Here is a 13,478-nt window from a genome sequence, read left to right on the forward strand (position 1 = left end):
CACGATGGCCGGCACGACAACCGCACCGACGGTGCGCCTGATCTCCTGTCTCGGGGTGGCGCTGGATATGGAGCTGCTGCCGCATTTCCTGCGACATTACGCAGGGCTGGGCATCGCGCCGGGCCACATTCACGTGATCCTGAACGCGGTCGAGGCCGACGACCCGCGCCTTTGCGATGCGGAGCGGCAGCTGACAGCGTTCGGCGCGGCCATCCCGGTGCGGTGGATCGGCGCCTATACCAGCGACGCGATGTGGGCGCAGCGCCGGGCGCTGCAAAAGCGGGTGGCGCGGGACGGCGACTGGATCGTGAACGCCGACATGGACGAGCACCACAGCTATCCCGCGCCGATCGCAGAGGTCATTGCCCATTGCCGGGATGTCGATGCGACCTGCGTTCAGGGGCTACAGATCGACCGGCTTGCGCCGGGCGGTTTGCTGGCGCCGGTGGCCGACAGCCCCGCGCTGGCAGACCAGTTCCCGATCGAATGCGAGGCGTCGTTCCGAATCTTCGGACAGGGCGAACACTACGGCATCTCTTCCACGACCAAGCTGATGCTGCATCGTGCGGACGTCTTTCCGCGCCGCGGCGGCCACAATCCAGAGGGGCTTACGGCGGATTCCTCGGCCGCCGCTGCGGCGGACGGCCCCCGGTTCCTTGCCGGGCGCCCGCTCCACCGCATTGCAGAGATCGCGACCCCTTCGATCCGCTTCGCCTTTCCGTTCCAGAGCGCACACTACAAATGGTGCGCGACGCGGTTGCCGACGGTCGAGCGGCGGCTGGCCATGTCCGGCGTCAGCCCTGCGGGCCGCGAATATGGCGGCAAGCTGCGCGACTACCTGTCCCGCCACGGCCGCGTCCGCCTGGAAGACGTGGCGTTGCGCGGGTCCGCGGACCGTCCGGACGGCGACTGGCGCGCCACGATGCGGGTTCTGCGGCAAGGCGCGCGCAGGCCGGCCGCCCGCGCCACGGGGCCGCAGGTCTTCGTGGCGATCCGCGCGGCCGGCGAACGGACCGAGGCGCTGGCCCATGCGCTTGCAGCGGCAGAGGTCGGTCCGGACCGGGTGACCCTGCTGCATGAGGTGCCTTTCGCCACCGCCATCCGCGCAGGGTTCGAGCGCGGCGTGGCGTCCGGGGCGGCGTGGACGCTCTGCCTCGATGCCGACGTGCTGCTCAGGCCCGGCGCGGTCGCGGACCTTCTGGCACAGGCCCGGCATCTCGATCCGGTGATGTTCGGCGTCAGCGGCGTGGTCGCCGACCCGCTCATGGGACGACAGCGGGTCGCCGGCCAGCATCTCTACCGGACCGATCTGCTGCGAACCGCGCTGTCCACGGCCAGTTTCGATCCCTCCCAGCGCCGCCCCGAATCCCATGTCAAGCGCCAGATGCTGGCGGCAGGACACGCGTGGCACCGCTCTGACGTGATGATGGGGCTGCATGACGCAGAGCAATTCTATGCCGACATCTTCCGAAAGGTCGTGGTCCACACCCGCAAACACGAGAAGGCCATGCCGATCGCACGCCGGATCTGGGCGCGGACCGCGGCGACCGAGCCGGACGCACGGGTGGCCTTCTGGTCCATGGAGGCGCCGGAGCGGATCGGCCCGGTCCCGCCGCCGAAAGGAGCCGGCGCGCGCGCCGTCAGCATCGACCGGCGCCAGTTTCCCGATCGGATCGACGGGTTCCTCGGACTCGTCGGCCTGACGGAGAAGCCGCCCCTTTCCGCCGACGCCATGCGGCCCGCCGACGTTTCCGCCCGCCTCGCCGCCTTCGTGGAGGCAGAGGAATGGCGCGGCGACCCGGACGGCGACACCATGGCGACGGCCTGTGCCGCCGGCGCCTCGAAGACCGCGCCGCCGCGCCTCATCTCCTGCATCGGGGTGGATGGGCCGTGCGGGGGGGATCTGCCCCTTCTGCCGCATTTCCTGGCCCACTACGCGGCGCTGGGCATACCCCCGTCGCGGATGCATCTGATCCTGAACGCACGGACGGAGGGGCATGAGGGGCTGGCGGCGGCGCGCGCGCTCCTCGACCGGGCGGGGACCGCGGCACCGCAACTCTGGATCGGTCCCTATACGAGCGCGGGGATGTGGGACCGGCGCCGCGCGCTTCAAGACAGCGTGGCGGAGGCCGACGACTGGATCGTGAACGCCGACGCGGACGAGTTCCACGATTATCCCGCGACGCTGCGAGAGGTCATCGCGTTCTGCGATGCGCGGGGCGTGCGCTGTGTCCAGGGGCCGTTCGTGGACCGGATCGCGGCTGACGGGTCGCTGCCCGCGATCCACCCCGACCGCGGGCTGTGGGAACAGGTCCCCGTCGCCGCAGAGGTCGGCCTTGCCCTGGGCAAGCGCGCCGGGGAAGAGGACGCCGCCGGTACGGTCAAGACAATGCTCCACCGGGGCGACGTGCGGCCCGGTCTCGGTGGTCACAATCCGCAGGAAGGTCCGCCTGAGGCCTTGATCTACGGCCTGCCGCTGATGCACTTTGCGCGCGTGAAGTCACCGGCCTGGCGACGGACGCTTCCGTTCCGGGTGATGCACGTCAAGTGGACGGCGGGCCTTGTCCGACGACTTGAGGATCGGCGCGGGACCGAAGGCGCCAGTCCGGCGGGGTCGCGCTATGGCGGGCGGATCCTGGATTACCTGCAGCGCAACGGCGGGCGGATCAGACCAAAGGACGTGCACGCGCACCCTCCGGAGGCCGCCCGCATGGCCTGGCAGAACCGCGTGGCCGAAATTGCCGGGCTAGGGACGGCGCTGGCACGGGTCCGTCCCCGTGCCGCCTTTCTGCGCCAGGCGCGTAACGCGGCCGCCGCCGCGCTGGACCCGGACTGGACACTCCGCCAACTCACTTTCGGCAGCGGCGGTGGCCTCTTTCATGCCCACAGCTACTACGACATTCCGGTCCTGAGCGACGATGCCCGCCGCATCGCCGCCTACCGGATGCGCATGCAGGGCCGCTGGATGACGCCGAAAGATGCCGTGGACATCGGCATTGTGGATGCCGAAGCCGGAGGCTTCGCCCGCATCGGCGCGAGCCGCGCCTGGAGCTGGCAGCAAGGGCCGATGGCGCAATGGCTTCCCGGTGGCCAGGCGCTGATCTGGAACGACAGGGTCCGCGCGGACGACGCGGCGGATGGCGACGCCTTCGTCGCGCGCCTCCACGACATCCGCACGGGCACCACACGGACGCTGCCGCGCACGGTCTACGCGATCTCCCCCGGCGGGGATGCGGCGCTGTCGCTGAACATGGCCCGCCTCGACCGCGCGCGCCCCGGCTACGGCTATCCCGGCGGGCGCGGCGCGGCGCTGGAGAGCGGCGCCCCGGCAGAGGATGGCGTCTGGCGCATGGGGCTTGCCGCCGACGAACCTGCGCCGAAGCTGGTCCTGCCGCTGTCCCGCGCCGTGGCGTTTCTGGCCGAACGATTGCCGCAGGAAGAGCGACAGGAGCACCTGTCCGGCGCCCTGGTCCACTGGTTCAACCACGTGAAGCTTTCCCCGAACGGGCGCCGCTTCACCGTCAAGCTTCGCTGGCGCGCCGCGGACTTGCAAAGCCCCTGGACCGGCAGGATGGGCGTCAGCCTGACCTGCGGGATGGATGGGACCGGGCTGTCCCTCTTGGCGCGGGGCGCAAGCCACGTCATGTGGCTGGACGACCGGTCGCTCTACTTCTGGCACCAATCCGAAGGCCGTTTTGTCATGGCCCGGGACGGCATCCCCCGTTCGGCGGACATCACCGCGCCCTACCCAGAGCTGATTACCCGCAACGTCCATTTCCGCCACATCCCCGATGCGCCGGACTGGGCGATCTACGACACGCCTTATGCGGAGGAGATCGACGTCATGCGCCTTCATCGCGGCACCGGCGCGGCGACGCGGCTGGCGCGGTTCACCGGCCACAGACCGCACCACGGGCCGTTCCGCTGCGACCTGCACCCGGTGCCGTCCCGGGACGGGCAGCGCATCGTGGTGACGTCGCTTCAGGACGGCGGGCGGCAGATCTACCTGCTGGAACGGAAGGCCGCGCCATGACCCGGCCGCGGCTCATAATGACGCTGCTGGTCCGCGATGCCGCCGATATCGTGGCCGAGAACGTGGCCTGGCATCTTGCCCAAGGCGTGGATCACGTCATCGCCACCGACAACGGGTCTGTCGACGGGACGGTGGAGGCGTTGGAACCTTTCGCTCGGGACGGTGCGCTGACCCTGCTGCATGAGCCGTCGAGGGCGTATCTGCAGGACATCTGGACCACGCGCATGGCGCTGATGGCCCGTGACCGGATGAGCGCAGACTGGGTGATCTGCAACGATGCGGACGAGTTCTGGTGCGCGCCGTCGGGGCGTCTGCACGATGTGCTGCCGGATCCGTCCGAACGGCCCTGCCTGTTGGTCTGCCGGCGGCACAACATGATCGGACCGCGCGATGCGCTGCTCAGCGTCCATTGGGCCGATGCGCTGATCTACCGGGCGGTGTCGCCCCCCGTATTGCCCCCGTCCCCGGAAACAGAGGCCGACGTGCAAGCGATCAGGTTTCAGACCACTTATTTCCAGCACCAGGTCCCGGCCAAGGTCATATTTCCGACACGCGGGCTGAACCGGGTCAAACGCGGCGCGCACGGCGGAATCTACGACGGACACGCGCCGGAAGAGCGCGATTGCGCCGTGGAAATCGTGCACTTCCCGGTCCGATCGCTTGAGGATTTCGACCGCACGGTGCGGCGAATCGGATCGTCGGTGCGCGGACGTCCGGAACTGCCGCAGCTTACCTCTTGGAAGTACCGCCGCTGGCTGGCCATGGCCGAAAAGCACGGCTCGATCTGGCCGGCCTATCGGGAGGCCTTGCCAGACCGACGGCAGGTCGCCGCCGATCTGGCCGCGGGGTGTCTCATAGAGGACAGGTCCATGTCTCGCGCGTTGCGCAGCCTGCCCGCGTCGCGCCTGCCCGAACCGACCACCGCACCGCCGGCGGTCGCGGCGCGGGACGACGGCGGCCGGCTCATCCTCGTCAGCGGACCGGACGGCGCTGCCTGCGCTTCCGTCGGGGGGCTGCTGGTCCGGCTTGGCGCGACGCCGCCGCTGAACAGTGACGGTGAAGCGCAGTTGCCGGCGGTCCATACCGCGATCCTGGCCGAAATCGGCGCCAACGGACCCGCGCCGGTCGATCCGGCCCGGTTCGCCGCGCCCGTCGCCAGAGCCTACAGGGCAACCCTGTTCGAGACTTTGATGGCCGATTTCGCCGACCTGAACCAGGCGGTGGTGGCGGACGCGCGCCTTTGTCGTCTGCTTCCCCTGTGGCGGGAGCTTTGCAAAGAGCGGCATATGGGGCTGAGCGTCGTGCTCTGCGTCGGCGCGTTGCCGGAGCAGGAGGCCGACGCACTACCATGGGCGCGCCGGATCCTCGACGCCGAACGGAACAGCCGTGGGCTGCCGCGGTTCGCGGTGTTGGACCACGATCTAGCGGCCGACTGGCGCGCCGCGCTCGGACCCGCGGAGGCATGGATCGCGCCCGATCGGACCGGCCCGTTACTACCGGGCGAAGAGGCGCCGCCCGCGGACCTGTCGCGGCAGCCCCTGGTCGATGCCCGTCCCGCGCTGGTATGCGGGATCCTCGACGCGATGCAGGCGCTTGCGGCCGGCGGGGACACTCCGCTTCTGACCGCGGCGTTCGACCGGCTGGGTGCAGATCTGGACCGCGCCTGCGGGGTGCTGCCCCCCGACGACCAAGCCGTCCGCAGGCAGGTTCTGGAGCGCTGCCGGGCCCTTGTCCGGCCCCGCGGCATCGCCCGCCGTCTGCGTCTGCGGCGGCTCGTGGCAGAGGTCCGGGCCGCACCCGAATTCGATCCCGACTGGTACCTGGCCGCCTATCCCGATGTCGCCGAGAGCGGCGCGGACCCCGCGCGGCACTTCGTTCGACACGGCGCGGCCGAGGGGCGCAATCCCGGACCCCGGTTCGATACGCTGGCCTATTACCAGGCGCATCCCGATGTACTGGCGGCCGGACAGATCGCGCTGCTGCACTATTGCCGAAGCGGCCGGGCGGAAGGCCGGGCAATCCTGCCCGCCCTGCCGGCCCCCGCCTGATCCGGGGCTACATCCGCGCGGACAGGCTGGCCATGATCCAGAGCGTTCCGAAGGCCATGATGGACAAGAGAAGAATGGTGAAGAGCAGAAGCTGAAGATCCTCACGCTTCTGGCGGCTGAGGTCGATGTGCAGAAAGACGCGCAGATGCACCACGATCTGCGTCAGCGCCAGGATCACCAGCGTCGGAAAGATCCAAGCCCGCGGCAGCAGCCCCGTCATCACCGACGCGAAGGATGCCACAGTGAGGAGGACGGACAGGATCAGGCCGATGAAGTAGAACCGCCGCTCGGCCCGTTCTTCCTCGTTTCTGGAATCCAGCATGAGGCGGGTCTTGAGATCGTCGAGCTTCATGCCACCCCCGCCAGAAACACCATGGAGAAGATCCCGATCCATACGATGTCCAGGAAATGCCAGTAGAGCCCCATACGGGTGACGCGGCTCTTGATCTGATCGGTCAGGCCGTATCTGAGGATCTGTCCCGTCATCGCCGCCATCCAGACCAAACCTCCGGCGACGTGAAGCCCGTGAAGGCCGACCAGCGCCCAGAGCGCGCTGAGATAACCGGACCTCTGCGGCACGGCGCCCATGTGATACCAGTCGCGAAAGTCGATGGCCTCTACGATCAGGAAGCTGAGGGCGGATGTCGCCGCGACCGCAAGCCAGCCCAGCGTGCGCCAGCGCTGGTTGTGATATTTCATCGACAGGCTGGCCCAGCTGAACCCGAAGGACGACCCCAAAAGCAGCGCCGTCTGCAAAGCGATGCTCTTCAGGTCGGTCACGTCTTCCGGCCCCGGACCGCCCGCCGTCGCGCCGGCCATCGTGCCGAAGATCGCAAACACCAGCCCGAAGGTGACCAGGTCGCTCATGACGAAGACCCAGAAGCCGAAGACCTTGACCTCGGCCTCATGCTCTCCGTCGGAATAGCCCAGGTTCATCCCCGGATGGACATTGGTCTCCTGGCTCATGACGCGATCGCCATGTCGGTGGCCGCATGGCCCCGGTTGCGCGGATCGTCCTCATGATCGCGGTTCACCGGCGTACAAAGATGCAGTGCCTCGATCCAGGCTTCGTTCACTCTTTGCACCTCGATCGCGGGGATGACGATATGAGGGTATTCGAAGAACGATCGGACGAAGAAATAAGCCACCAATCCGAACGCCGCGGCGGCCGCCAGCCACCAGATCCACCAGGTCAGCGCGAAGCCGAGCGCGGTGGTCGATACCATCACCACCATCCCCGCAGAGGTCGGTGCCGGAAGTTCGATATCGCGGTACTCCGCCGGCTGGACATAGGGCTTGCCCTCGGCCTTTTCCTTGGCGAAGGCGTCCAGGCTGCTGACTTGCGGGATGACCGGGAAGTTCCAGGGCGGCGGCGGCGACGGGGTCGCCCATTCCAGCGTCCGGCCGTCCCAGGGGTCGCCCAACGGCACGGCAAGGCTGTCGCGGTTCCGGATCGAGATCCAGAGCGTGACGAAAAGTCCGCAGAAGGCCGCCAGCAGGATAAAGGCGCCGGTCAGGGAAACGTACATATAGGGCAGGAACGCCGGATCGTCGAAGGCGGCCGACCGGCGCGGATACCCAAGCAGCCCCACGGCATAGAGCGGCAGGAAGGTCATCGCGAACCCCACGATCCACAGGATCGCCGTGATGGTCCCCGCCCGCTCGTGCAAGCGGAAGCCGTAGGCCTTGGGAAACCAGATGTGGATCCCGGCGAAGATGCCGAAGATCAGCCCCGGCAGCAGGACATTGTGGAAATGCGCGACGATGAACTGCGTGTTGTGGACCTGCCAGTTGATCGCCGGATTCGCCAGGATGATGCCGGAAAATCCCCCGATGGTGAACAGGATGAAGAACCCGGTCATATAGACCATGGGTGTGGTCATGCGGATCCGCCCGCGCCAGAGCGTCGCCATCCAGACATAGACCTTCACGCCCGTCGGAACGGCGATGATCGCCGTGGCGATACCGAAGGCCGCGTTGATCGAGGGCGACTGGCCCATGGTGAAGAAATGGTGCAGCCAGACGCCGAAGCTGATCACCGCGATCGACATCGTCGCCATCACCAAGGACCTGTAGCCGTAAAGCCGTTTTGCCGCGAACGTGGCCGTAAGCTCGGAAAAGATGCCGTAGGCGGGCAGGATCAGGATGTAGACCTCAGGGTGGCCGAACATCCAGAACAGGTTGGCGTAGTTCATCATGTTGCCGCCGAGGTCGTTGGTGAAGAAATGGAACCCCAGCAAACGGTCCAGCGCCTGCATCAATCCCGCGACGGTCAGCGGCGGCAGGGCGAAGATCAGCAGGATCGAGGTGCACAGCGCGGTCCAGCAGAACACCGGCATCTTGAGGTAATCCATACCGGGCGCCCGCATCTTGTAGATCGTCACCGCGAAATTCAGCCCCGAGAACATGGAGCCGAAGCCCGACAGCACGATCGACCAGACCCAGTAATCGGGTCCCGGACCCGGATCGAAATCCGCGCCGGTGAAGGGCGGGTAGGCGGTCCAGCCGCCGGTCTCGAACCCGCCGAGGGCAAGGCTGATCATGACCAGGGCAGCACCCGTACCGGTGAGCCCCAGGCTGATCTGGTTCAGGACCGGAAAGGCCATATCCCGCGCGCCGATCTGCAGCGGGATGAGATAGTTCATGAAACCGGTGATGAACGGCATGGCCACGAAGAAGATCATCACCGTGCCGTGGGTCGAGAAAAGCTCTGCCCAGTGTTCTTCCGACAGAAACGCGCCGCCCTGGTAGGCCGTCGCCTGATAGCTGCGCATGACCACGCCCTCGGCGATGCCGCGGGCCATCATGATGAACCCCAGGGTGATGTACATGATGCCGATCTTCTTGTGATCGACGGTGGTCAGCCAGTCGCGCCAGAGCCAGCCCCAGCGGCCCGCGACGGTCAGCCAGACCAGGACCGCCGCGGCGCCGAGAACCATTATCCACGCCGCGCCGGAAGAAACGGCGGTGTCGACGGAGGGCGACCTGAACACATCCAGAAGAACCAGGTCCGCCCAACTGAGGCGGCCGAAGATGTCAGTCATTTCCATCGGACATGCCCTTGTCGGTCGCAGGGAGGCGCGCGGCCTCCGGGTCGTAGGAATGGCTGCCCGGTTGCTGTTCGGGGGGAACCGGCGCGCCGGTGCGATAGCGGCCGACGATGCGCCCGAAAAGCATCGGGTCCGGCAGCGCAAAGGCCAGCGGCCCGCTGCCGGTCCGCCCGAGATCGCGCCGCGCAGCGGCAACGTCACCGCTTTTTGCCAGTTGGGCGTAGGTTTCGTCATCGAGCGGCGGCGCGGCTCTGGCGGTGTCGATCCAGGCGCTAAACTCCGCGTCCGTCACCGCGCGGGCCGGCGCGCGCTGCGAGGCGAAGCCGGTGCCGTTGTACTGCGTGTTCTCGGCGACGGTCGTGCCCTCCCGCTCCGCAAGCACGTTGAGACGAGTCACCATTCCCGGCATGGCGTAGATCTGGCCGGCGAGTCCCTGCGCCATGAAGCTCTGCATCACCGTGTCCGTCGTCAGGCGCATGGACACCGGCCGGCCCACCGGAATGACCATCTCACCGACGCTTGCCACGCCTTCGTCCGGGTAGATGAAGAGCCATTTCCAGTCGAGCCCGACCACATCCACGACGACCGGCGGGCCATCGATCTCGAAATTCATCCCCTCCGCCATTTCGGCATCGATGGTGCGATACGGGTCGATCCTGAAGACCGCCTGGGTGAGCCAGATCCCGAAGGCGACAACGATTGCCGCCGGTACCCCCCACATGACCAGTTCCAGCTTGGTATCGAAATGCCAGGCGGGCGCGTATTCCGACTTGTCGTTCGACCGTCGATATCGCCACAGGATCCAGGGCACGCCCACGAATACGGGCAGAATGGCGACCATCACGATGACGGTCGCCCAGAAAAGCTCGGTCCGCTGCATGTCGGCGATGGGGCCGAGAGGTCGCATGAAGTCCGCCGAATGGGTGGCGGCGCTGGCCGGCGTGTAAATGGCTGCGGCCAAGACCGTGAACGCGAACAGCGCGAACCAGGTGTGTTCCGACTGCCTCATCCGACCACGCAGAAAACCGTCACTGATGACGCCATGAGTTGTCTGCAGAGGCGGAAAGGTCAAGGGCGCGGGAATTCGATTTGACCGGCCCCTTGGTCCCGAGACCAGTGCGGTGTGGGCAAGACCTGCGCCATGACAATTTGCCGCGCGCCCGGTTCTGCGGATCGGCACCCGCCCGCAAACGGTTGCGACGGCCAGCCGCCAAGCTCAGCGTGCCAAGCCCTACGGGGCTGCGGCCGGTTTTTGCGCGGCCCGACAATTCTGCCCGGGGGCCGCAGCAAGGCTCGGCCGATACAGACGGCCGCCGAAGGGTCCCGTCGGTTCCTCCGGGCGACCCCCGCGCCGGTCCCGCCACGGGATCCGGAGCGGAAGGCCCTTTAGCTCATGCGTTCGATCAGGACCGCAGACATGTCGTCGCGCAGGTCGCTTTCGGCAAGGATGTCGGTCAGGTCCTTCTCCAGCGCGGTGAGGAACGCACCGCCGCCGAGCGCCCGGTTGCCTTTGACCAACCGGGTCAGACCATCCTCATCCAGAAGATTGCCATCCGCGCCGGCGCATTCCGTCAACCCGTCGGAATAGATCAGCAGCCGCTCTCCCGGACGTATCATCACGTGGTCCGCCGGGAATTCCATGTCGGGAAGAAGGCCGATCGGCGGCCCCCCGTGCCCGACGAAAGCTGTTCCGCCATCCGCAGCGATGAGCATCGGGTGTGGGTGGCCGGCCTGCGCGAACTGGAAGGCGCCAGTTTCCAGATCGAGCTCCCCCAGGATGATGGTGAAATAGTGGCCGGTCTGCAGATCGCTCAGGAACCGTTCGTTCAGTCGCGCGCAAATCTCCGGCAGCGTATCCATCTCGACACCGTCGGCACCGTCGCGCAAAGCGATATTGGCCTCTGACGTGGTGCCCGCGAACCAAGAGGAAAGCCGTGCCGTGACGAGAGCCGCGGCGACGCCATGCCCCGAGACGTCAAGCGAGAAGATCCCGACACGCCTATCCGAAATGGTGAAATAGCCGACGAGGTCACCGCCCACATGGCCCGACGGCTGGAGCATGAACGACACTTTCCAATCGCGGATCACCAGAGGGTCGCGTGGCGTCAGCGACATCTGCAGCTTGCGCGCCTCGGCCAGGTCGCGGTCGAGCCGAGCGTTGATCTCCCGGATGGAACTGAGCGTCGAGGTCACCAGCCGGTTCTTCTCCCGCAGCTCCTTGCCCATGCGCAAAAGGCGTTCACCCGCGGCGATGCGGCCGCGCATCTCATCGGCGGACAGCGGCTTGGACAGGAAGTCGTCCGCGCCCGCGCTGAGGGCTTCGGCAAGCTCGCCCTTGTCGGACTTGGAGGTCAGGATGATGAAATAAACATAGTGTTCGCCGCATGTCTCCCGCAGACGCGCGCAGAGATCGAGGCCGCTCATCCCCGTCATGAGCCAGTCGCTGATGACGATATCCGGCATCTCCTCACGGCAGAGGTCCAGCGCCTCTTCGGCAGAGGCGGTATCCCGGACCCGGTAGCCGAGCGGCGTCAGCGCAGAAATCAGGATCCGCCGTTGCAGTCGTGAATCGTCGATCACCAGGATCGACATCGTGGCTGTCGCGACCGGAAGCGGGGGCATGAAATGTTCTGTCACGACAAGGCCCAATGAGACATCATGGGGGTGTCACTACCGTGGCAAATTTAAGACCGGGTAAATACCGCCCACACTATTTGTTAGGACCGCCGGGCTACACTTCGGGCCAAGGAGGACAAGCCCGATGATCGAGTGGAGCGTGACGGACGAGATGCAGGCGAATTTCGGCACCGAATGGTTCCGCGACATCGCCGCCCTCTTTGTCGAAGAGACGGCCGATGTCATCGCCAACCTGGATACCGCAGACCCAGAGGCGCTTGGCCAGCAGCTTCACTTCATCCGGGGCAGCGCAGAAAGCATGGGGCTGGTGCGGCTGGCCTCTCTGTGCCGCGCGGCAGAACACGCGGCACGCCGGCGGCGGCCCGTCTCTGTCGGACCGATCATCGACGCCTATCACGCCTCCTGCGCGCAGATTTCCGAGCGGCTGGAGGGCCTCAGATGAGGAATTCGGACAGGATCTGGTCAGAGGTAATGTCGCGGTAGGTGAAATCCGCGGCCGCAAGGCGGGTGAAGAGCGTGTCGAAATTCTCGGCGCGGGAGGTCTCGATCCCGATCAGCACGGACCCGAAGTTCCGGGCGGATTTCTTGAGATACTCGAACCGGGCGATGTCGTCGTCGGGCCCCAGCATCTCCAGGAAGTCGCGCAGGGCGCCCGGGCGTTGGGGCAATCGGAGGATGAAGTACTTCTTCAGCCCCGCATAGCGCTGGGCGCGCTCCTTTACCTCCGGCAGGCGCTCGAAGTCGAAGTTCCCCCCGGAGGTGACGCAAACCACCCGCTTGCCGCGGATTCGCTCGGCAAGCTGCGGCAGGACATCCAGCGAAAGCGCGCCCGCGGGTTCGAGAACGATGCCCTCGACGTTCAGCATCTCCAGGATGGTGACGCAAATCCGATCCTCAGGCGCCAGAAGGACCTGATCGGGGGGGATTCGGCGCAGAATATCGAAGGTTTTCCGGCCGATCTGCGCCACAGCCGCGCCATCGACGAAGGAGTCGACCCGCGGCAGGGTTTCGGGTGCGCCGACCGCAAGGGCCGCGGTCAGGCTTGCCCCGCCGGCCGGCTCCACCAGCCAAAGCGGAACCCCCGGCGCCATCTCGTCGAAGTACCGTTTTACCCCGGACGCCAGGCCGCCGCCTCCGACCGGCAGAATCACAAGGTCCGGCGGCGTGCCCAACTCCTGCAACATCTCCACGGCAACAGAGGATTGCCCCTCAATCACATGCGGATCGTCGAACGGCGCCAGAAAATGCGCGCCCCGCTCGGCGCAGAATGCCTGGGCGACGCGCAGCGTCTCATCGAAATAGTCGCCCACAAGCCGGATCTCTACCGAATTGCCGCCGAAGGCGCGGGTCTTGTCGACCTTCTGGCGGGGAGTCGTGACCGGCATGAAGATCACGCCCGTGACGCCGAAATGCGCACAGTTGAACGCGACGCCCTGGGCATGGTTGCCGGCGCTGGCGGCCACGAACATGGACTGGCCGGGATCGGCCTCGAGCGCCTTGCGCATGGCGTTGAAGGCGCCGCGGATCTTGTATGACCGGACGGGCGAAAGGTCTTCTCTCTTCAACCAGATCTCGGCGCCGTACTTCTGGCTGAGATAGGCGTTTTTCTGTAGCGGCGTCGCCGGAAACAAGCTGCGCAGCCGCGCGGTGACGGCCAGGGCGGTATCTGCGAAGTCGCTCATGGCCCTGCCATGGCGCGTCGTGAAGCCG

The 13,478-nt window shown here is 66.8% G+C and carries 9 protein-coding genes; 3 read left to right on the top strand and 6 right to left on the bottom strand.

Annotation, left to right across the window (positions count from 1 at the left end; genetic code table 11):
- Positions 1-4 precede the first annotated feature (4 nt).
- The gene (locus tag KW83_RS20855; protein ID WP_036174112.1) at positions 5-4,033 is read left to right on the top strand and encodes a TolB-like translocation protein; all 4,029 of its coding nucleotides are present in this window, start codon (positions 5-7) and stop codon (positions 4,031-4,033) included.
- Positions 4,030-6,081 carry a glycosyltransferase family 2 protein gene (locus KW83_RS20860; RefSeq protein WP_051928161.1) on the top strand — a complete coding sequence of 684 codons (2,052 nt, stop codon included), beginning with the start codon at positions 4,030-4,032 and terminating at the stop codon, positions 6,079-6,081. The genes KW83_RS20855 and KW83_RS20860 overlap by 4 nt, the downstream gene beginning before the upstream one ends.
- Before the next feature lie 7 nt (positions 6,082-6,088).
- Here KW83_RS20860 and cyoD read toward each other — a convergent pair whose 3' ends face one another.
- The 5 genes from cyoD to KW83_RS02865 form a co-directional block, all read right to left on the bottom strand.
- Positions 6,089-6,433: a cytochrome o ubiquinol oxidase subunit IV gene (gene cyoD / locus KW83_RS02845; protein ID WP_036174115.1), complete on the bottom strand. Its 345-nt coding sequence runs from the start codon at positions 6,431-6,433 to the stop codon at positions 6,089-6,091.
- Positions 6,430-7,047, bottom strand: coding sequence for a cytochrome c oxidase subunit 3 (locus KW83_RS02850; RefSeq protein ID WP_036174118.1), 618 nt, complete (start codon positions 7,045-7,047; stop codon positions 6,430-6,432). The genes cyoD and KW83_RS02850 overlap by 4 nt, the downstream gene beginning before the upstream one ends.
- Complete coding sequence (locus tag KW83_RS02855; protein WP_081904415.1) at positions 7,044-9,131, bottom strand: cbb3-type cytochrome c oxidase subunit I; 2,088 nt, start codon at positions 9,129-9,131, stop codon at positions 7,044-7,046. The genes KW83_RS02850 and KW83_RS02855 overlap by 4 nt, the downstream gene beginning before the upstream one ends.
- On the bottom strand, positions 9,118-10,140 hold the full coding sequence (locus KW83_RS02860) for a cytochrome ubiquinol oxidase subunit II family protein (protein WP_051928163.1): 1,023 nt from the start codon (positions 10,138-10,140) through the stop codon (positions 9,118-9,120). Before KW83_RS02860 ends, KW83_RS02855 begins: the two co-directional genes overlap by 14 nt.
- 377 nt (positions 10,141-10,517) lie before the next feature.
- A complete protein-coding gene (locus KW83_RS02865) occupies positions 10,518-11,753 on the bottom strand; it encodes a PP2C family protein-serine/threonine phosphatase (RefSeq protein WP_036174906.1) in 1,236 nt (411 codons plus the stop codon).
- Between the two features lie 139 nt (positions 11,754-11,892).
- Between KW83_RS02865 and KW83_RS02870 the strand changes: the two genes are divergently transcribed.
- Positions 11,893-12,210 carry an Hpt domain-containing protein gene (locus KW83_RS02870; RefSeq protein ID WP_036174121.1) on the top strand — a complete coding sequence of 106 codons (318 nt, stop codon included), beginning with the start codon at positions 11,893-11,895 and terminating at the stop codon, positions 12,208-12,210.
- Here KW83_RS02870 and ilvA read toward each other — a convergent pair.
- Positions 12,203-13,450 (bottom strand): threonine ammonia-lyase IlvA, encoded by a 1,248-nt coding sequence (ilvA, locus tag KW83_RS02875; protein ID WP_036174124.1) that lies wholly within the window; start codon positions 13,448-13,450, stop codon positions 12,203-12,205. The two genes, KW83_RS02870 and ilvA, sit on opposite strands and share 8 nt — an antisense overlap.
- Between the last annotated feature and the right edge of the window lie 28 nt (positions 13,451-13,478).

It is taken from the genome of Palleronia rufa (genome assembly GCF_000743715.1).
GTDB classification, from domain to species: domain Bacteria; phylum Pseudomonadota; class Alphaproteobacteria; order Rhodobacterales; family Rhodobacteraceae; genus Palleronia; species Palleronia rufa.

Excerpts from the sequence above, each read along its gene's own strand:
- KW83_RS20855 (WP_036174112.1), top strand. The coding sequence starts at position 5 with ATGGCCGGCACGACAACCGCACCGACGGTGCGCCTGATCTCCTGTCTC.
- KW83_RS20860 (WP_051928161.1), top strand. The coding sequence starts at position 4,030 with ATGACCCGGCCGCGGCTCATAATGACGCTGCTGGTCCGCGATGCCGCC.
- cyoD (WP_036174115.1), bottom strand. The coding sequence starts at position 6,433 with ATGAAGCTCGACGATCTCAAGACCCGCCTCATGCTGGATTCCAGAAAC.
- KW83_RS02850 (WP_036174118.1), bottom strand. The coding sequence starts at position 7,047 with ATGAGCCAGGAGACCAATGTCCATCCGGGGATGAACCTGGGCTATTCC.
- KW83_RS02855 (WP_081904415.1), bottom strand. The coding sequence starts at position 9,131 with ATGGAAATGACTGACATCTTCGGCCGCCTCAGTTGGGCGGACCTGGTT.
- KW83_RS02860 (WP_051928163.1), bottom strand. The coding sequence starts at position 10,140 with ATGAGGCAGTCGGAACACACCTGGTTCGCGCTGTTCGCGTTCACGGTC.
- KW83_RS02865 (WP_036174906.1), bottom strand. The coding sequence starts at position 11,753 with ATGCCCCCGCTTCCGGTCGCGACAGCCACGATGTCGATCCTGGTGATC.
- KW83_RS02870 (WP_036174121.1), top strand. The coding sequence starts at position 11,893 with ATGATCGAGTGGAGCGTGACGGACGAGATGCAGGCGAATTTCGGCACC.
- ilvA (WP_036174124.1), bottom strand. The coding sequence starts at position 13,450 with ATGAGCGACTTCGCAGATACCGCCCTGGCCGTCACCGCGCGGCTGCGC.